Source organism: Pseudonocardia sp. ICBG162 (assembly GCF_020496225.1).
Taxonomy (GTDB): Bacteria; Actinomycetota; Actinomycetes; order Mycobacteriales; family Pseudonocardiaceae; genus Pseudonocardia; species Pseudonocardia alni.
In genome coordinates, this window is record NZ_JAHLJD010000013.1 from 2,185,045 (window position 1) to 2,203,516 (window position 18,472).

19 protein-coding genes are annotated in these 18,472 nt (G+C 74.9%); 6 read left to right on the forward strand and 13 right to left on the reverse strand.

Annotated features, from left to right (window positions below):
* Window positions 1-19: 19 nt before the first annotated feature.
* From KPL60_RS13290 to kdpF, 4 genes are read right to left on the reverse strand one after another with little or no spacing between them, the layout of a single operon-like run.
* A complete protein-coding gene (locus KPL60_RS13290) occupies window positions 20-628 on the reverse strand; it encodes a potassium-transporting ATPase subunit C (protein WP_226365991.1) in 609 nt (202 codons plus the stop codon).
* On the reverse strand, window positions 628-2,718 hold the full coding sequence (kdpB, locus tag KPL60_RS13295; protein WP_374228669.1) for a potassium-transporting ATPase subunit KdpB: 2,091 nt from the start codon (window positions 2,716-2,718) through the stop codon (window positions 628-630). Before kdpB ends, KPL60_RS13290 begins: the two co-directional genes overlap by 1 nt.
* 38 nt (window positions 2,719-2,756) lie before the next feature.
* Entirely contained in the window at window positions 2,757-4,439 is a 1,683-nt protein-coding gene (gene kdpA, locus KPL60_RS13300; RefSeq protein ID WP_226365992.1) for a potassium-transporting ATPase subunit KdpA, read from the reverse strand.
* On the reverse strand, window positions 4,439-4,525 hold the full coding sequence (gene kdpF, locus KPL60_RS13305) for a K(+)-transporting ATPase subunit F (RefSeq protein WP_062400985.1): 87 nt from the start codon (window positions 4,523-4,525) through the stop codon (window positions 4,439-4,441). The genes kdpA and kdpF overlap by 1 nt, the downstream gene beginning before the upstream one ends.
* 346 nt (window positions 4,526-4,871) lie before the next feature.
* Between kdpF and KPL60_RS13310 the strand changes: the two genes are divergently transcribed.
* Both KPL60_RS13310 and KPL60_RS13315 read left to right on the forward strand, forming a co-directional pair.
* Window positions 4,872-5,264 (forward strand): hypothetical protein, encoded by a 393-nt coding sequence (locus KPL60_RS13310; protein WP_226365993.1) that lies wholly within the window; start codon window positions 4,872-4,874, stop codon window positions 5,262-5,264.
* Window positions 5,265-5,308: 44 nt separating this feature from the next.
* Window positions 5,309-6,355 (forward strand): magnesium and cobalt transport protein CorA, encoded by a 1,047-nt coding sequence (locus tag KPL60_RS13315; protein ID WP_226365994.1) that lies wholly within the window; start codon window positions 5,309-5,311, stop codon window positions 6,353-6,355.
* A 40-nt stretch (window positions 6,356-6,395) separates the two neighbouring features.
* Here the strand turns inward: KPL60_RS13315 and KPL60_RS13320 are convergent, their stop codons facing one another.
* Window positions 6,396-7,583, reverse strand: coding sequence for a hypothetical protein (locus tag KPL60_RS13320; RefSeq protein WP_226365995.1), 1,188 nt, complete (start codon window positions 7,581-7,583; stop codon window positions 6,396-6,398).
* Window positions 7,580-7,897, reverse strand: a complete 318-nt coding sequence (locus tag KPL60_RS13325) for a PadR family transcriptional regulator (protein ID WP_226355728.1) — start codon at window positions 7,895-7,897, stop codon at window positions 7,580-7,582. The genes KPL60_RS13320 and KPL60_RS13325 overlap by 4 nt, the downstream gene beginning before the upstream one ends.
* A 203-nt stretch (window positions 7,898-8,100) precedes the next feature.
* Between KPL60_RS13325 and lysA the strand changes: the two genes are divergently transcribed.
* Window positions 8,101-9,435, forward strand: a complete 1,335-nt coding sequence (gene lysA, locus KPL60_RS13330) for a diaminopimelate decarboxylase (RefSeq protein ID WP_226365996.1) — start codon at window positions 8,101-8,103, stop codon at window positions 9,433-9,435.
* 13 nt (window positions 9,436-9,448) lie between these two features.
* On the opposite strand, the gene mutM is transcribed toward lysA, so the two are convergent.
* The 6 genes from mutM to KPL60_RS13360 all read right to left on the reverse strand — a co-directional run bounded on the left by mutM (window position 9,449) and on the right by KPL60_RS13360 (window position 13,919).
* A complete protein-coding gene (gene mutM, locus KPL60_RS13335; RefSeq protein WP_226355726.1) occupies window positions 9,449-10,327 on the reverse strand; it encodes a bifunctional DNA-formamidopyrimidine glycosylase/DNA-(apurinic or apyrimidinic site) lyase in 879 nt (292 codons plus the stop codon).
* Between the two features lie 6 nt (window positions 10,328-10,333).
* Window positions 10,334-11,083 (reverse strand): ribonuclease III, encoded by a 750-nt coding sequence (gene rnc, locus KPL60_RS13340; RefSeq protein WP_226355725.1) that lies wholly within the window; start codon window positions 11,081-11,083, stop codon window positions 10,334-10,336.
* 8 nt (window positions 11,084-11,091) lie between these two features.
* Complete coding sequence (rpmF, locus tag KPL60_RS13345) at window positions 11,092-11,274, reverse strand: 50S ribosomal protein L32 (RefSeq protein ID WP_020626225.1); 183 nt, start codon at window positions 11,272-11,274, stop codon at window positions 11,092-11,094.
* 70 nt (window positions 11,275-11,344) lie between these two features.
* Window positions 11,345-11,920 carry a DUF177 domain-containing protein gene (locus KPL60_RS13350; protein ID WP_062400972.1) on the reverse strand — a complete coding sequence of 192 codons (576 nt, stop codon included), beginning with the start codon at window positions 11,918-11,920 and terminating at the stop codon, window positions 11,345-11,347.
* Between the two features lie 26 nt (window positions 11,921-11,946).
* Window positions 11,947-12,975 (reverse strand): MinD/ParA family protein, encoded by a 1,029-nt coding sequence (locus tag KPL60_RS13355; protein ID WP_073578198.1) that lies wholly within the window; start codon window positions 12,973-12,975, stop codon window positions 11,947-11,949.
* A gap of 176 nt (window positions 12,976-13,151) precedes the next feature.
* Window positions 13,152-13,919 (reverse strand): helix-turn-helix domain-containing protein, encoded by a 768-nt coding sequence (locus KPL60_RS13360; protein WP_226365997.1) that lies wholly within the window; start codon window positions 13,917-13,919, stop codon window positions 13,152-13,154.
* Window positions 13,920-13,980: 61 nt separating this feature from the next.
* On the opposite strand from KPL60_RS13360, the gene KPL60_RS13365 reads away from it, so the two are divergent.
* From KPL60_RS13365 to KPL60_RS13375, 3 genes are all read left to right on the forward strand, one after another.
* A complete protein-coding gene (locus tag KPL60_RS13365; RefSeq protein ID WP_226365998.1) occupies window positions 13,981-14,478 on the forward strand; it encodes a glyoxalase/bleomycin resistance/extradiol dioxygenase family protein in 498 nt (165 codons plus the stop codon).
* A gap of 553 nt (window positions 14,479-15,031) precedes the next feature.
* Window positions 15,032-16,300 carry an HNH endonuclease signature motif containing protein gene (locus KPL60_RS13370; protein WP_226365999.1) on the forward strand — a complete coding sequence of 423 codons (1,269 nt, stop codon included), beginning with the start codon at window positions 15,032-15,034 and terminating at the stop codon, window positions 16,298-16,300.
* Window positions 16,301-16,418: 118 nt separating this feature from the next.
* Window positions 16,419-17,618, forward strand: a complete 1,200-nt coding sequence (locus KPL60_RS13375; protein WP_226366000.1) for an MFS transporter — start codon at window positions 16,419-16,421, stop codon at window positions 17,616-17,618.
* Window positions 17,619-17,664: 46 nt separating this feature from the next.
* Here the strand turns inward: KPL60_RS13375 and KPL60_RS13380 are convergent, their stop codons facing one another.
* Complete coding sequence (locus KPL60_RS13380; protein WP_226355720.1) at window positions 17,665-18,417, reverse strand: DivIVA domain-containing protein; 753 nt, start codon at window positions 18,415-18,417, stop codon at window positions 17,665-17,667.
* Window positions 18,418-18,472 lie beyond the last annotated feature (55 nt).

Genomic DNA, 18,472 nt, shown 5'->3' on the forward strand with positions numbered 1-18,472 from the left:
CCATTGTGGTCCCGTCCCACTACCGCGCGTCCCGCACGGACAGGTTGAGTTCGGTGACGTCCACCCGCGGCTCCCCGAGGAAGCCCAGGGTGCGCCCGCTGGTGGCGTCGGCGACGAGCTCCTGGACCCGCGACAGGGGGAGCCCGGTGACGCGGGCGACGCGCGGCGCCTGGAGTGCGGCATAGGCCGGGCTGATGTCGGGGTCGAGCCCGGAGCCGGACGCGGTGACGGCGTCGGTGGGGACGGCGGCGGGGTCGACGCCCTCCCGGGCGGCGATCACCGCCCGGCGCTGCTCCACCGACTCCAGCAGGCCGGTGTCGAAGCCGCCCTTGTTGGAGCCGCCGGAGGTCGTCGTGTCGGCCGGGCCGAGCCCGGCCTCGGCCGTCGACGTCGACGACGGGCGGGTGTGGAAGTAGGGGTCGGCCGCCGGGTCGGCGGCGACCGGGTCGATCCCGATCAGCGACGAACCGGTGCCGCCGGGGAGCACCGAGCCCTCGGCCTGCGTGGAGAGCCCGGGGAGGCGGGAGACGCCCCAGATCGCGAGCGGGTAGACGATGCCGCACAGGACGGTCATGACGAGGAGCAGGCGCAGGCCGGTCGCGGTCTGGCGGCGCAGGGTGGTGAGCATCAGATCCCCGGGACGAAGCGGACGAGCAGGTCGATGAGGAAGATCCCGACGAACGGGGTGACGACCCCGCCGAGGCCGTAGATCAGCAGGTTGCGCCGCAGCAGCGACGCCGCCGACGACGGCCGGTACCGGACCCCGCGCAGGGCGAGCGGGATCAGCGCGACGATCACGAGCGCGTTGAAGATGACCGCGGAGAGGATCGCGGACTCCGGCGTCGCCAGGCCCATGACGTTGAGCAGCCCCAGCGACGGGTACAGCGTCACGAACATCGCGGGCAGGATCGCGAAGTACTTCGCGAGGTCGTTGGCGACGGAGAACGTCGTGAGCGCGCCGCGGGTGATCAGCAGCTGCTTGCCGATCTCGACGATCTCGATGAGCTTGGTCGGGTCGGAGTCCAGGTCCACCATGTTCCCGGCCTCCTTGGCGGCGGAGGTGCCGGTGTTCATGGCGACGCCGACGTCGGCCTGGGCGAGCGCGGGCGCGTCGTTGGTGCCGTCGCCGGTCATCGCGACGAGCCGCCCGCCCTCCTGCTCACGGCGGATGTAGGCGAGCTTGTCCTCCGGGGTGGCCTCGGCGATGTGGTCGTCGACGCCGGCCTGCGCGGCGATCGCGGCCGCGGTGCGCGGGTTGTCGCCGGTGACCATCACCGTGCGGATGCCCATGGCCCGCAGCTCGGCGAAGCGCTCCGCCATGCCGGGCTTGACGACGTCGGACAGCTCGATCACGCCGAGCACGGCCGCACCGTCACCGCCGGGGCCGGAGGCCCGGGCGACGACCAGCGGGGTCCCGCCGCCGTCGGAGATGGACTCGACCAGACGGTCCGCCTCGGCGCGGTCGGTGACCCGCGCCCAGTCCAGGACCGCGGCCGCGGCGCCCTTGCGGACGACACCGCCCGGCAGGTCGATGCCCGACATCCGGGTCTGCGCGGTGAACGGCACGAACTCGGCGACGGCCTCGGTCGCGTCGGCCTCCGGCGGGAGGCCGTGCTCGGCCGCGCAGAGCTCGACGATGCTGCGGCCCTCGGGGGTCTGGTCGGCGAGGCTGGACAGCCGCGCGGCGCGGGCCAGCTCCTCGACGCCGGTGCCGCCGACCGGGTGCAGCGCGGTGGCGCGCCGGTTGCCGAAGGTGATGGTGCCGGTCTTGTCGAGCAGCAGGGTGTCGACGTCGCCCGCGGCCTCGACCGCGCGTCCGGAGGTGGCGAGCACGTTGCGCTGCACGAGCCGGTCCATCCCGGCGATGCCGATCGCCGACAGCAGCGCCCCGATGGTCGTCGGGATCAGGCAGACCAGCAGCGCGGTGAGCACCAGCAGCGGTACCTGGGTCCCGGCGTAGGCGCTCATCGGCGCGATCGCAGCCACCGCGAGCAGGAAGATGATCGTCAGCGCCGACAGCAGGATGGTCAGGGCGATCTCGTTCGGCGTCTTCTGCCGGGCGGCGCCCTCGACGAGCGCGATCATCCGGTCGACGAAGGACTCCCCCGGCTTCGTCGTGATCCGCACGACGATCCGGTCCGAGAGCACGGTGGTGCCGCCGGTGACCGCGCAGCGGTCGCCGCCCGCCTCCCGGATGACCGGCGCGGACTCGCCGGTGATGGCGGACTCGTCGACCGAGGCGATGCCGTGCACGACGTCGCCGTCGCCGGGGATCGTCTCCCCCGCCTCGACGACGACGAGGTCACCGAGGCGCAGCTGCGCGCCGGGGACCTGCTCCTCGGCGGCGTCGCGGTCGGCGGGCGAGTCGGTGACCAGCCTGCGGGCGACGGTGTCGCGCTGGGTGGCGCGCAGCGAGGCGGCCTGGGCCTTGCCCCGCCCCTCCGCGACGGCCTCGGCGAGGTTGGCGAACAGCACGGTGAACCACAGCCACACCGCGACGAGCACCGCGAAGACGCTCGGGTCGGCGACGGCGAGCACCGTGACCAGCACGGACCCGACCCAGACGACGAACATGACCGGGTTGCGGGCCTGCACCCGCGGGTCGAGCTTGCGCAGGGCCTCGGGCAGGGCCGCCAGCAGCTGGCGGGGGGCGAACGCCCCGGCGGCGACCGGCGTCGCGCTCGGCGGTGCCGTCTGCGGCTCGGTCGTCACGGACACGGGTTCCTCCGACTCGGCGCGGTGGTGGTGGGTGGCGGTCACGAGAGGGCCTCGGCGATCGGGCCGAGCGCGAGCGCCGGGAAGAAGGTCAGCGCGGACACGAGCAGCACGGTGCCGCCGACCAGGCCGGCGAACAGCGGGCCGTCGGTCGGGAGCGTCCCGGCACCGGCCGGGACGCGGCGCTGGCGGGCCAGCGAGCCGGCGAGCGCCAGCACCGCCAGCATCGGCACGAACCGGCCGAACAGCATGGCCAGCCCCAGCCCGGCCTGGAAGAAGTCGCTGGTCGCGGTGAGCCCGCCGAACGCGGAGCCGTTGTTGTTGGCCGCCGAGGCCCAGGCGTAGAGGACCTCGGAGAAGCCGTGCGCACCGGTGTTGCCCAGTGCTCCCGCGGTGCCGGGCAGTGCGATGGCCAGGCCCGCGCCGATCAGGACGAACGCGGGCATGACCAGGATCGACACGGCGGCGTAGGTGATCTCGCGCCGGCCGAGCTTCTTGCCCAGGTACTCCGGGGTGCGCCCGACCATCAGCCCGGCAAGGAACACCGCGATGACCGCGAGCACCAGCAGGCCGTAGAGCCCGGAGCCGACGCCGCCGGGGGCGACCTCGCCGAGCAGCATGTTCAGCAGCGCGACGCCGCCGCCCGCCCCGGTGAGGCTGTCGTGGGTGGCGTTGACCGCCCCGGTGGACGTGCCCGTGGTGGACACGACGAACAGGGCGGAGCCGGGGATGCCGAAGCGCACCTCCTTGCCCTCCATCGCCCCGCCCGCGGCGAGCGCGGCCGGGCCGTTGGGGTGCAGCTCGGCGAGCCAGGTCGCGGCGAGGAACAGCGCCCACAGCCCGCCCATGACCGACAGCAGCACGACGCCCTGGCGGACCCGCCCGACCAGCACGCCGAACGTGCGGGTCAGCGCGACCGGGACGACGAGCATCAGGAAGATCTCGAGCAGGTTCGACAGCGGGTTCGGGTTCTCGAACGGGTGTGCGGAGTTGGCGTTGAGGATGCCGCCGCCGTTGGTGCCGAGCTCCTTGACCGCCTCCTGCGAGGCGGCCGGGGCGAGGGCCAGGGTGTGGACGCTGCCGTCGACGGTGGTCACGTCGACACCGGACCGGAGCGACTGCACCACGCCGGTGGCGACGAGCACGACCGCGGCGACGGCGGCGATCGGCAGCAGGATCCGGACGACGCCGCGGGTCAGGTCGACCCAGAAGTTCCCGATCCGGCCCCCCTCGTCGTCGCCGGCCGCGCCGTGGGAGACGAAGCCGCGGACGAGTGCGACCGCGACCGCCATGCCGACGGCGGCGGACACGATGTTCTGCACGGTCAGCCCGGCCATCTGCACGGTGTGGCCGAGGACCTGCTCGGGCACGTAGGACTGCCAGTTCGTGTTGGTCACGAACGACACCGCGGTGTTGAACGCCATCGCGGGCGACACCGAGGTGGCGCCGTCGGTGCCGCGGCCGAACCCGAGCGGGAGGAAGGCCTGCAGCCGCTGCATCAGGTAGAGCAGCGCGATCGAGACGAACGAGAAGCCCAGCACGCCCGCGGCGTAGGTCGTCCAGCGCTGCGGGGACGCGGCGTCGATCCGGCAGACCCGGTAGACGAGCCGCTCGACCCGCCAGTGCCGGGTGTCGGTGTAGACCCGCGCCATCCAGTCGCCCAGCGGCTTCCAGGTCACGGCGAGCAGCGCCACCAGCGCCGCCGCCTGCGCGAGCCCCGCCATCAGAACCGCTCCGGGCGGAGCAGCGCGATCACCAGGTAGACCAGCAGGGCCAGGGCGAGCACACCCCCGGCGATGTTCGCGATCACAGCTTCTCCATCCCGCGCAGGGTGAGCGCGAGGACGGCGAAGGACGCCACCAGCAACGCGATGTAGGCCAGGTCGGCCACGGGACTCTCCTCGGTCGTGCCCACCCGCCGGCATGTCCGGCGGGCTGCGGGGATCGTGCGCCGCACCGGGGGTCGCGCCCGCGGCGATGACGGCGGATTGACGCCCACCGGGTCGCGCGTTGACGCGTTCTTGACGCCCGGTGGTGGCCATCACGTCCCCCGGACGGGCGGTCGGTCTCAGGAACCCGTCAACACACGCGCGTGACGACGCCAACACCGCGTCAGGAGCCCGGCCGGTCCGCCGCCGGGGGCGCACGCTCCCGCGCATGCTGCAGCGCCGCCCCGCCCGTCCGGTCCCGCCGCCGCCCCTGCCCGGGGGCGCCGGTTTCGTCGCCGCGATCGCCACCGGCGTCGCCGCGGGGCTCGCCGCCGGTACCGCGGGGGCCGCCGGTGCCGGGCCCGGCCTCGTCGCCGCGGTCGCGGTCGCCGTCGCGGTGGTGGGGACGGCGGCCCTCGCCGTCGCGACGACGGCGGCCGGTGCGCTGGCCGCCGCGGCGGTCTGCTGGGGGTTCGCGGACGGCTTCGGGCTGCACCGCCTCGCCGAGCTGCACACCGGCGCGCGGGACCTGGAGCTCCTGGCCGGGCTGCTGGCGACCGCGCTGGTCGCCCACCTCGTCCCGGCGGTTGCGCGGCACAGCGCTGGTTACCCTGCTCGGTGACGGCCCGGGCACCCGCCCGGCCGGCCCGGCGGGGAGGTCTGTGCATGTCGGTGATCGACAACGCGGTCTACGTCGACGGCAAGCGGGCGGCGGCGCCCGACTCCGTCGACAGCGCGGTCGAGGCGCTGCAGGGCTGCCGTGCCGACCACGGCGGCGACGCACCCGCGTTCTGCTGGATCGGCATGCTGCGGCCGGGCGTCGACGAGATCCACCAGGTCGCGGCGGAGTTCGGGCTGCACGCGCTGGCGATCGAGGACACCGTCAACGCCCACCAGCGGCCCAAGCCGGAGCGCTACGGCAGCACCGAGTTCGTGGTGCTGCGCCCGGCCCGCTACGTCGACTCCGACGAGGTCGTCGAGATCGGCGAGGTGCACCTGTTCCTCGGCCCGGACTTCGTCATCACCGTCCGGCACGCCGCCGAGCCGCAGCTCGGCGAGGTCCGCGACCGGCTGGAGGGCGACCCGGACCTGCTCTCGCACGGCCCGATGGCGGTGCTCTACGCGGTGCTGGACCGGGTCGTCGACGACTACTTCCCCGTCCTCGACGGCCTGCAGGACGACATCGACGAGATCGAGGTGCAGGTCTTCCGCGGCGACCCGAACGTGTCGCGGCGCATCTACCAGCTGACCCGGCAGGTCATCGCGTTCCAGCGGGCCGTCGAGCCGCTGCAGGAGATCTTCGTCGAGCTGCGGGCCCGGTTCGCCAAGTCCGGCGACGCCCCGGACCTGGAGCTGCGCCGGGCCATGCGCGACGTGATCGACCACGCCACCCGGGTGCGGGAGCGCGTCGAGGGGTTCCGCGACCTGCTCGGCAACATCCTGACGGTCAACTCCACCCTGGTCGCGCAACGGCAGAACGAGGAGATGACCCGGCTCACCGAGGCGGGCTTCGCGCAGAACGAGCAGATGAAGCGGGTGTCGTCGTGGGCGGCGATCCTGTTCGCGCCGACCCTGATCGCCGGCATCTACGGCATGAACTTCGACGAGATGCCGGAGCTGCACTGGGCGCTGGGCTACCCGATGGCCATCGGGCTGATGCTGCTGCTCGGGCTGGGGCTGTACCTGGCGTTCAAGCACAACGACTGGCTCTGAGGGCCGGGCGTCCACCCCCCGTGGACGCCCGGCCCCCGGCTCAGCCGCCGGCTCCGGGTGTGGCCGGTGCCGGGGTCGCCTGCGGCGCGGTGGTGGGCGCCTGCGTGCTCGGACGGGCCGCCGTGATCTGCGGGATCGTCACGACCAGCGGCGGCGGGGGCACGGTCACGCACTCCCCCGACGACGGGTCGGTCGTGCGCACACCCTGCGGGTACGGCCCGGGTGCCGGGGCGGTCGAGGTGGCCGCGGAGCCGTCGGTGGGGCAGTACCCGTCGTCGACGGCGAGCGGGCGGCCGTTCTCGTCGAACAGGTAGACCCCGGTCAGCGGCCTGCCCTTCGCGTCGAAGGGCCGCACGTCGGACACCGTGTTCCCGTCGAGGGTCAGCCCCGGCGGCGGCGTGTACGACGAGACGTCGGTGTTGCGGTCCTGCCCCTGGGCCAGCACCCCGGCCACCAGCAGGCCCGCGGCCAGTGCGTTCAGCGGCACCACGGCCCACAGCAGCCGGCGGTCGGCCGCGCTGCGGCGGCCGAGCAGCACCGACAGCGGAACCGCGGCGACGGCGAGGACGACGGTGATCAGCAACCCGGCGGACCCGCCCCCGCCGAACACCCATCCGACGAAGCCGGCCGCGACCAGCCCGCGCAGCACCCACCAGCCGGGCTGGAGGGTCAGGACGAACGCGCCGACCCCGCCGTCGTCGCGGGTCCGGGCGATCCGCTCCCGCAGCGCCACCACCGACGGCAGCGCCGCGACCGACGGCTGCCCCGGCCCGTCGGACCACACGGCGAGCGCCCCGGCCCCGGCGGCCAGTGCCGCGAGGAACATCGGGAGCGCCGCCGAGGGCCCGACCTGCCACACGGCGAGGCCCGCGAGGACCATCAGGCCGGTGGCGCCGAGGAGCGCGATCACCGCGAACCACGCCCCGCCCGTGCGGGGTCGTTCGGCGGGCGCCTGCGGGGCCGGATAGCCCGCCGCGGCGCGCAGCTCCGCCGCGTAGGCCTCCGGCGTGCCGAGGCGCTCGCGGACCGCGGCCCGGTCGAAGCCGGGGCCCAGCTCGTCGGAGAGGTCGGCGAGGTGGCCCCGCGCGTCCTCGACGATCTCCTCGACCTCCGCCGGGGGCAGGTCGGACAGCGCCTCCCGCAGCCCGAGCAGGTACTCGGTGCCGACCGGGTCGCCGATCCGGGTCGTGGCGGCGCCGTCGGGGCCGCCGGTGCCGTCGGTGCTCACGTGCCCACCAGGCCTTCCATCGTGGTGGCGAACGCGCGCCACCGGTCGGTCGTCTCCTGCAGCCGGGTCCGGCCCGGCTCGTTGATCGCGTAGTACTTGCGGTGCGGCCCCTCCTCGCTGGGGACGACGTAGGAGGTCAGCAGACCCGCACCGTAGAGCCGGCGCAGCGTGCCGTAGACCGACGCGTCCCCCACCTCACTGAGCCCGGCCGCGCGCAGCGCGCGGACGACCTCGTAGCCGTACCCGTCCTCGCGGTCGAGCACGGCGAGCACCGCGAGATCGAGCACTCCCTTGAGCAGCTGACTGGTGTCCATCGCACCTCCTTGCGCACCGAAGAGTACTACGCAGTGCGCAGTAGTGCGCGCACCACTGCACCCTGTGCGTGTCAAGGTGCCGCCAGCGGTGGCACCGGCCGCGTCAGGGCGGCGTAGCGGGAGCGGGCACGGAGGCGCCCGCGGGGTGACAACGGAGGGGCACGGCGCCCGCACCGGGCGCCCGCCACCAAGGAGTCATCCCGGTGACCCTCGCCGACCTGCTCCCCTCCCTCCGCCCGACGCTGGCCGCCCGCCTCGAGCCGGGCCTGTGGCCGGTCACGACCCGCGCGACCTCCGACGGCGCCCTGCAGATCGGCGGGGTCGACCTCGCCGAGCTCGCCGCCCGCTTCGGCACCCCGGTGCAGGTGCTCGACACCGCCGACGTCCGCGCCCGCTGCCGCGCCTACCGGGCCGCGCTGCCCGACGCCGAGATCGTCTACGCCGGCAAGGCGTTCCTCTGCCGCGGGATGGCCCGCCTGGTCGCCGACGAGGGCTGCTCGGTCGACGCCTGCTCCGGCGGCGAGGTCGCGGTGGCCGCGGCCGCGGGGCTGCCCGGCGACCGGATCGTGCTGCACGGCACCGTCAAGACCGACGAGGACCTCAAGGCGGCGTTCGCCGCGGGCGTCGGGCGGATCGTGCTGGACTCGGCGGCGGAGGTCGACCGGATCGCCGCGCTCGCGCCGCACCGGCAGAAGGTGCTGCTGCGGATCAGCCCGGACGTCGACGCCGGCACCCACCCGGGGCTCACGACCGGCACCGCGTCGTCGTGGTTCGGGATGCCGCCCGCCGAGGCGTGCGAGGTCGCCGGACGGGTGCTGGCCCGCCCGGAGCTGGAGCTGGCCGGGCTGCACTGCCACCTCGGCTCGCAGGTGCCGTCGGTGTCGCGCTACGAGCGCGCCGCGGTCCGGATGGTGGGCGTGCTCGCGGCGCTGCGCGCGCGGTACGGGATCACCGTCGCCGAGCTGGACCTGGGCGGCGGCCACGCGGTCGGCTACGCCGAGGGCGAGCCCTGCCTGGACCCGGCGACCTTCGGCCGGGCCGTGCGGGGCACCCTGGCCCGGGCCTGCGCGGCGCACGGGATCGACGAGCCGCGGCTGCTGGTCGAGCCGGGGCGCGCGGTCGTCGCCCGGGCCGGGGTGACGCTGTACCGGGTCGGCGCCGTGCAGCGCTGCGGCGACGGCCGCACCACCGTGCTGGTCGACGGCGGCATGAGCGACGACCCGCGCCCCGCCCTCTACGGCGCCCGCTACCCGGTCCGGCTCGTCGGGCGCGCCACCCGGGCGCCGCTGGAGACGGTCCGCGTGGCGGGGCGGCACTGCGAGTCCTCCGACGTGATCGCCGACGGCGTCCGGCTGCCCGCCGACGTCGCGCCCGGGGACCTGCTGGCGGTGCCGGTGTCCGGCGCGTACCACGCGTCGATGGCCTCGACCTACAACCAGGTCCCGCGACCGCCGGTGGTCGCCGTCGCCGCGGGGGCGTCGCTGCCGCTGCTGCGCCGCGACACCCCGGAGGACCTGCTGCGCCGCGACTGCTCCTGACCTCGGGCGCCGGTCAGCGACGGGGCCGCGGCGCCGGCTGGCACCGCGGGCAGGTGAACGACGAGCGGTTCATGAACGCGTCCCGGCGGATCGGGGTGCCGCAGCGACGGCACGCCCGGTCCGCCTGGCCGTAGACGTTCAGGGAGCGGTCGAAGTAGCCCGAGGCGCCGTTGACGTTGACGTACAACGCGTCGAAGGAGGTCCCGCCCTGGGCGAGCGCCTCGTGCATGACGGTCGTCGCGGCGTCGAGGACGGCGTGGCCCTGGGCCCGGGTGAGCTTCTCGGTGGGCCGGGTGCCGTGCAGCCGGGCCCGCCAGAGCGCCTCGTCGGCGTAGATGTTGCCGATCCCGGAGACGACGGTCTGGTCGAGCAGCGCCCGCTTGACCTCGGTGCGACGGCGACGCAGCGCCGCGACGGCGTCGTCGGCCGAGAACGCCGGGTCCATCGGGTCGCGCGCGATGTGCGCGACCGGCTCGGGCACCAGGCCGCCACCCGCGGCCGCGGCGAGCGGGTGCACCGACAGGCCGCCGAAGGTGCGCTGGTCGACGAAGCGGAGCTCGGGGCCGTCGTCGTCGAAGCGGACGCGGACCCGCAGGTGCTTCTCGTCGGGCGCGTCCGGGGGCTCGACGAGCATCTGCCCGGACATGCCCAGGTGCGCGAGCAGCGCGTCGTCGCCGGGGCCTGCGGTGTCCAGCTCCAGCCACAGGTACTTGCCGCGCCGCGCGGCCGCGGACAGCGTGCGCCCGGTCAGCCGGCCGGTGAAGTCGTCCGCGCCGGTCGGGTGCCGGCGTACCGCGCGCGGGTGCAGCACCTCGACGCGGGCGATCCGCCGGTCCAGCACGTGGTCGGCGAGGCCGCGGCGGACGACCTCAACCTCGGGCAGTTCCGGCATCGACGGCTACCGGGAGGAGCCGGCGCTCTCGTCGGACAGCGCGTGCCAGGCGATCTCTGCCGCCTTCTGCTCGGCCTCCTTCTTGGTGCGCCCCTCGCCGCTGCCGAGGTCACGACCCCCGACGACGGCGGTCGCGGTGAACACCTTCAGGTGGTCCGGGCCCTCCTCGTCGATCCGGTACTCGGGCACGCCGTGCCCGCCGGCGGCGGTGAGCTCCTGCAGGCTGGTCTTCCAGTCCAGGCCCGCGCCGAGCAGCGGGGCACTGTGCAGCAGGTCCGCGAACAGCCGGTGGATCAACTCGCGGGACGGCTCGAGGCCGTGCGCGAGGTACACCGCGCCGAGCAGCGCCTCGGTGGCGTCGGCCAGGATGCTGGCCTTCGACCGGCCACCGGTCAGCTCTTCACCGCGCCCCAGGTACAGGTACGCGCCGAGGCCGTGCGGCCCGTCGTCCGGCGTCGGCAGCGCCACCGCGACGGTGGCGAGCGCGTGCATGTTGACCACGCTCGCGCGCAGCTTCGCCAGCTGCCCCTCGGGCAGGTCCGGGTGATCCCGGTAGAGCCGCTCGGTGATCACGATCGACAGCACCGAGTCGCCCAGGAACTCCAGGCGCTCGTTGGTCGGCAGTCCGCCGTGCTCGTAGGCGTAGGACCGGTGGGTCAGCGCCAGCGTGAGCAGCGCCTCGTCCAGGTCCACACCGAGTGCGGACAGCAGAGGTGACCGGTCCGTCACCGGACCGGTCACGCTCTTGTCGCCCACTGCTGCGATCAGGCCGGGCTGGTGACCTGACGGCCGTCGTACTGCCCACAGGTCGGGCAGGCGATGTGCTGCAGCTTCGGCTCACGGCAGGCGCGGTTCGAGCAGGCGACCAGGGTCGGCGCAGTGGCCTTCCACTGCGACCGGCGCGCACGCGTGTTCGACCGCGACATCCGGCGCTTGGGAACGGCCATGATGACACTCCTCGGTACTTCGAACGATCAGGTCTGCCCACCGGGGAGCGGGCTCACGAGGAGCCGCCGCTCAGTCGGTGGAGGGCAGGCGCTCACGGAGCGCCGCCCAACGAGGATCCAGTGTCTCATGCCCGTGATCCGACGGGAGATCGGCCCACCTCTCGCCGCACTCGACGCACAGACCGGGGCAGTCCTCGCGGCACAGCGGCGCCATCGGGAGCTCGGTGACGATCGCGTCGCGCACGGTCTGGGTGAGGTCGATGCGCTCGTCGACCAGGCGCGGGATCTCGTCGGCGTCGGTGGTCTCCTCGGTGACCGAGTCCGGGTAGGCGAACAGCTCGCCGATCCGGACCTGCACGTCCTCACCGATCGGCTCCAGGCAACGCGAGCACTCCCCCGCCAGCCGGGCGTCGGCCGTGCCGGAGACGTAGACGCCCTCGGTCACCGACTCCAGGGACACGTCGAGCTCGACGTCGGACCCGCCGGGGACGGTGATCACCCCGGTCAGGCCGATCTCGGCGTCGCCCGACGGCGCGGGGACCGTACGGGCCACGGTGCGCTGGTTGCCGGGGCGGCGGGCCAGCTCACGGGTGGAGAGGACCCAGGGGTTGTCGTCGGGACGGTTCTGGCTGCGCGCGGTGTTCATCTCGCGGACCAGCGTACGCGGCCCGTTCAGTCGCGTCGTCGCACGTCGAACGCGTCGGCGACCAGGGCGCCCAGCTCCAGGAACGCGTCCGCGGTCGCCGGGCGGAGCCGGGCCGGGTCGACCCGGCCGCCGGTGGCCAGGTGCGGGTCGTGCGGGACCTCGACGACGCCGCGCACCCGCTGGGCGAAGTGCTCGCGGATCCGGGCGGCGTCGACCTCGGCGCTGCGCCGGTCGCAGGACAGCACGACCACCGCGTCGCGGACGAGGTCGCCGTGGCCGTGCGCGACCAGCCAGTCCAGCGTCTTGCTGGCCCGGCCCGCACCGTCGACGGTCGGGGCCCCGACGACGACCACCGAGTCGGCGCGCGCGAGGGTGCCCTGCATCGTGGAGTGCACCATCCCGGTGCCGGAGTCGGTGATGATGATGTTGAAGAAGCGGCCCAGGAGGTCGACGACACGCTCGTACTCGTCGCGGGAGAACGCCTCTCCCGAGGCGGGGTCCTGCTCCGAGGCCAGGACCTGCAGGCGCCCGGCGAGGCTCGTGTAGCGGGACACGTCGGTCCAGGTGCCGACCGAGTCCAGGTCGTTCAGCAGCTCGCGGACGGTGATCCGGGAGTCGCCGGTGAGGCGGTCGGCGAGCGTGCCGGCGTCGGGGTTGGCGTCGAGGACGACGGCCCGGTCCCCGCGGTGCTCGGCCAGCGCCTGTCCGAGGCAGGCCGCGACCGTGGTCTTGCCGACGCCGCCCTTCACCGACATGACCGCCACCCGGTGCGCCCCGGCCAGCGGCGCGCGGACCCGGGTCAGCAGCCCGGAGCGGAGCTCCTCGGCGTCGCTAGGGCCCGGGTTCACACGGCCGCCGGTGACGTCGTAGAGGGCGCGCCGCCAGCCGGTGCGCGGCCGGTCGGGCCGCGCGCGCAGCATGGCGTCCTCACGCAGGTCCGCCGCGGCCGCCCCGGGGTTCCCGCGCGGGGCCTCGGAGCGGGGGAGCTCGGGACGCGGGGCCTCGGGGACCGCAGGGGCCGCGGCCTCGGCCGGGGGCTGCGCCGGGTTCGTCACAGGGGGTCCTTCCAGCCGGTGCCCGTAGCGTGCCCACCAGGTCGTCGGGTCGGGTTCGGGCCGGCGTGCCATGCGCGGGAGAGTAGTACGGCGGGTGACCTGGATTCCTGCGTCCGGCGTATCCGACCACAGCAACTGCGCGTGGTGAAGCACCTGTGTCGCAGCAGTACCCGTGATCACCCGGCCGCGCGGGCCGCCTGCCGGGTCGCGCCGGGCGTCTCGCCGAGCACCGCCCGGTAGCGACGGGTGAAGTGGGCCTGGTCGGCGTAGCCGAGATCAGCGGCCAGCCCGGCCAGCGCGGTGTCCGGGTCGGTCCGGAGCACCGCGGCGGCGTGCTGCAGGCGACGGCACTCGATCAGCCACAGCGGGGTCAGTCCGATGTGGCCGCGGACCAGGCGTTCCAGGGTCCGCGGCGCGACACCGACGAGCTCGGCGAGCTGGTCGGCGCGCAGGACGTCGGCGCGGGACTCGGCCAGCGCGCAGGCCCGGTTGACCAGGCGTCCGGAGTCGGTGACCCGGTCGGCCAGCGGGGCGAGCCAGTCCCGCACCGTCGCGGCCGGGTCGCCGCCCGCCACGGCCGCGGTGAGCTCCGCCACCGGCGCGCCGCGGATCTCCTCGGCGGTCCCGCGCAGCGCCGCGGGTGCGGTGGCCGTGAACAGCGGGGTCGCGCCGGGCCGCAGCAGGACGCCGACGACCCAGGACCGCCCGGCCAGCTCCCGGACGTCGACGCCGGTGCGCGGCCCGTGCAGCGTCGCGGTGACCGGGTCGGTGACGAGGTTGAACGCCGGATACTGCAGCACCCGCTGGCGCACCGTGCGCCCCGGCGGGACGTCCCAGCGGGCGGTCCACACCCACCGGACGAGGTCGTCGAGCCCGATGGGCGCCCGGTCGAGCGTGACCTCGGGGGCACCCGGGTTCAGGTGTCCGTGCGACTCGACGGTCATCGGCCACCCCCCTGTCGGCAATGTTCAATCCGCGCCGTCGCGGGGCGGGGAGGCTCGTCGTATGGAGCTCACGAGCAGCGTCACCGGCGCCCACACCACCGACGGCCGTCCGCACGGGGTCACCTCACTCACCCCGCACCTGGTGGCATCGCCCGCCCGCACGGCGATCGAACTCTACTGCGCCGCCTTCGGGGCCCGGGTGCTCTCGGTCACCGAGATGGGCGGGATGGTCGGGCACGCCGAGCTGGAGCTGGCGGCCGGCCGGTTCACCGTCTCCGACGCGATGCCCGACTACGGCCTCGTCGCCGCCCCGGCGGGCGACCACCCGGTGTCGCTGTCGCTCGCGGTGTACGTGCCCGACGTCGACGCGGCCGTCGCGACGCTGGCCGAGGCCGGGTCGACGGTGCGCGAGCCGGTCTCGACGTTCGTGTCCGGGGACCGGTTCGGCTCGGTCGTCGACCCGTACGGGGTGCGGTGGGCGGTGATGACCCGGGTGGAGGACCTGTCGCCGGAGGAGAGCGGGCGCCGGGTCGAGGAGTGGGCGGCGCAGCAGGGCTGAGGCCGCGGCGGCCCGGTCGGCATCGCGTTTGTGGGGGGCTCGGTCGCGATCGAGGCTTCGGGGTCCGGTCGCGCGGGCGTCGGCGCGGGCACTCGCCGGGTCGCGGGGCGCCAGGCGCGCGGCCCGGGGCGCGCGGCCGCAGGGTGGGGCGGCGGGCGCACTCTCGGGCTCGGGCCTCGATCCGGCGATGGACGGCGATGGACTCGGTCCGACCGGGGCTCGTATCGCGGTCCTGGTCGGACAGCGGATCCGGAGGGCGCGGGAGCACCTCGGGAAGTTCTCCCGCAACCAGACGCACCTACCCGGCCTTGAACGCGCCCTCGAGCCCCTGCTCAAGGCTCGGGGCTCGGGGCTCGGGGCTCGGGGCTCGGGGCTCGGGATGCAGTGCACCGCGCTCGTGGTCCCGTTCGCGCGGCACGGGCGCGGCCCCCTCCCCCGCACCGACGATCAGCACCTCCCGGACGACGACGACACCGACGTTCCCGCAGCTCATGAATTCGCAATAGCGAACGGAAACTAGCGATCGAACACACGTTCGAGTATCCTCGATGGTGTGACCGCCACCCAGGAACCACCCGCCCACGCCACCGGCGTGCACGTAGGTGGGTTCCCGTGCGGTGACCTCACCCTGCTCCGGTTCCATGTCGAACAGGCACTCGCCGCTGACACCGAAGGGCTGTCCGAGGCCGAGCTGGTCGACCAGATCCAGGAGATCGAGACCCTCCAGGCCTCCCTCGCCGCCCTCCAGGCGAGCCGGATCCGTGCCTTCGCCCAGGCCCACGTCGAGAACCGGCGCGTCGACGACCGGAGCGACTACGACAAGCTCCACCGCAGCGTCGTCGCCCAGATCCAGCTCGCCTGCCGGATCTCCACCGCCGAGGCCCGCACCCGCGTCGCCGACGCCCGCGACCTGCACGCCGGGCTCGACGACATCCGACGCCTCCATGAGGCCGGGCAGCCCAGCGCCGCCAAGGTCACCGCGATCGCCGTCGAGTGCCGCGACCTCAACACAGCTCAGCGGGCGCGGGTCGATGCCCGGCTCGCCGCCGTGCGTGACCTGACCCGGTACGGGATCGGGCGGCTGCGGGCGATGACCCGGCGTCTGGTCGCCGAGATCGCCCCCGACCGGTTCCGCGCCCGGGTCCACGCGGCCAAGGCCGAGCGCCGGGTCACCCTGCGACCCGCGCCGGATGCGATGAGCTACCTGACCGCCTACGTGCCGGTCGAGCAGGGCGCCGCCTGTCTGGCCGCGCTGCAGAAGGCGTTCGTCGAGGTTCAGGTCGACCCCGAACCGCTGACCCGCACCCGTGGGCAGGTCCTGGCCGATACCCTGGTGGAGCGGGTCACCGGTCAGGCCACCGCGACGGCGGTGAACCTGGACGTACAGGTCACCGTCCCGGTCCAGGCCCTGCTCGACTCGCAGTCCCCGCTCCCCGCGGAGATCCCCGGCTTCGGTCCCGTTCCGGTAGACCTGCTCGCCACCAGCGAGGGGACGAAGTCCCTGCGCCGGCTGCTCACCGACCAGGGCATCGTGATCGGCGGGGACTCCCGACAGCGCACCTTCACCGGACTGCTCGCCACACTCGTGAAAGCCCGGGCGCAGAACCGGTGCACCGAGCCCTATTGCGACGCACCCGTCCGCCACGTCGACCACATCCAGCGGGATGCCGACGGTGGGCGCACGGAGCTGGAGAACGGGCGTGGGGTGTGCGAGTTCCACAACCACGTCCGCGAACAACCCGGCTGGCACATCGCCCGGGCCCCGGACGGGACGGTGGTCACCAGGACCCCGACCGGGCACACCTACCGCGGACCGGACTGACCCGGTCGTCGGACGGTGTGCCGCGGGCCCTCCGCTCCTGGACGCCGTTCCGGAGCGCCTAGTCTCGGACGGTGATCTGCGCTGCTCCGCCGTCCGTCGTCCCGGCGACCTGAGACCGGTGTTCCGGCCCCGATCGCTCCCACTGGCCTTCGGGACGGCGTCGGTGTCCTTCGTGGTGGTCTGCGCCGCGGCCGGGGTGCCGGCCCCGCTCTACGTCGTCTACCAGCGGTCCTACGGCATCTCGACGGTCGCGCTCACGGGGGCGTTCGCCGTCTACGTCGTGCCGCTGCTGGTCGCCCTGCTGTGCTGCGGCAGCCTGTCCGACCACGTGGGCCGGCGCCGGGTGGCGGTGCCCGCGTTGATCGTCGGCGCGGTGGCGTGCCTGGTCCTCGCGACCGTCGACTCGTCCGTGCCGTTGATCATCGGGCGGGCGGTCCAGGGGGTGTCGGTGGGGCTCGCGCTGGCCGCGCTCGGCGGCTACGTCGTCGACCTGGCGCCCCCGACGCGTCCCGGGCTGGCCGGGGCGATCACGAGCGGCGCGCCGCCGGGCGGCATCGCGATCGGCGCGCTCGCCTCCGGAGCCGCGGTGCAGCTCGTGCCGGGCGGCGCTCCCGTCTGGTCTTTCGTCGTCGCAGCGGGTCTGCTCGTCGTGGCCGCCGTGGCGCTCGCCCTGCTGCCGGAGACCACGGCCCGGCGGCCCGGGGCGCTGCGGTCGCTGCGGCCGGAGGTCCGGGTGCCCCGCGCCGCGCGCCGGGTGTTCCCGATGGTGTGTGTCGTCGTCGCGGCGACCTACGTCCTCGGCGGGTTCACCCAGGCGCTGGCCCCGTCGCTCGCGACCTCCGTGCTGAGCCGCGACGACCTGTTCAGCGGCGCCCTGGCCGTCGCGGTCTACCACCTCGCGGGACCGGCGGCGGGGCTCGCGGCCGCCCGGCTGCCCGCTGCCCGCGCGCTGACCGGCGGGGCCGTCGTGCTGGCGGCCGGCACCGCCGGGTTCGTCGGCGCGATCGCCCTCGGCAGCTTCGCCGCCTACCTCGCCGCCGCGGTCGTGGCCGGGGCCGGGTTCGGTGTCGCGTTCGCCGGCGCGATCCGGGTCCTGCTCGACCGGAGCCCGGAGGGCACGCGCGCCGGCACCCTCGCCGCGGTCTACCTGTACTGCTACCTCGCGGCCGCCGTGGCGAGCCTGCTGGCGGGGGCCGCGGTCGACGTGTGGGGCCTGGCGCCGGTGGCGTCGGTCCTGTGCGGTGTGGTCGTGGTGATGTCGGTCGTGGGCGCCGCCGGGGCCGCGCTCCGGCTCCGCGGCACGGTGGACCCCGGGTGAGCGCCGCGCCGGCGCGCCGCCGGGACTCCCCGGGCCGCCGCGGCCGTCAGTCGATCAGGTCCATCCCGGTGCCGGTGCGGCCCTGCTCCGGCGGCCGTCCGCCGCCGTAGTTCGGGCCGTACTGGCCGCGCCAGATCTGGCTGCGCCCGCGCCCGACGACGCCGAGCGCGTTGTTCAGGGTGGTCTCCAGCTCGCCCAGGGTGGTGTCGACGTAGTCGTCGCACTCCCGGCGCAGCCGGTCGGCCTCGGCGTGCGCGCCGTCGACGATCCGGCCGGCCTCGGCGTGTGCGGAGCGGACGACCTCGGTCTGGGACACCAGCCGGGTCTGCTCGTTCTGCCCGTCGGCGATGAGCCGGTCGTGCGCGGCCCGGCCGGCGTGGCTCATCCGCTCGGCCTCGTCCCGGGCCCGGTCGGTGACCTCGGCGTACTGGCGGCGGCCCTCGGCGACCGCGCGCTCCGCCTCGTGGCGGGCCTCGGCCAGGGTGCGCCCGGCCTCCTCCTGGGCCTCGGCGACGAGCCGCTCGGCCTCGGTGCGCGCGTTCTGCAGCGTCTCCTCGGCCTCGGAGTTCGCCGCGGTCCGGGTCTCCTCCGCCTCGCGCTCGGCCTCGGACACGACGTCGTCGCGCCGGTCGAGCACGTCCTGGGCGTCGTCCATCTCGCCCGGGATCGCCTCGCGGACGTCGTCGAGGAGCTCCAGCACGTCGCCGCGCGGGACCACGCAGTTCGACGTCATCGGGACGCTGCGCGCCTCCTCGACGATCGTCACCAGCGCGTCCAGCGACTCGAAGACCCGGTACACGCGACGGATCCTCTCACCGTCACGGGCGCGGACCCGTTATTGGGCGCCGCTCCCG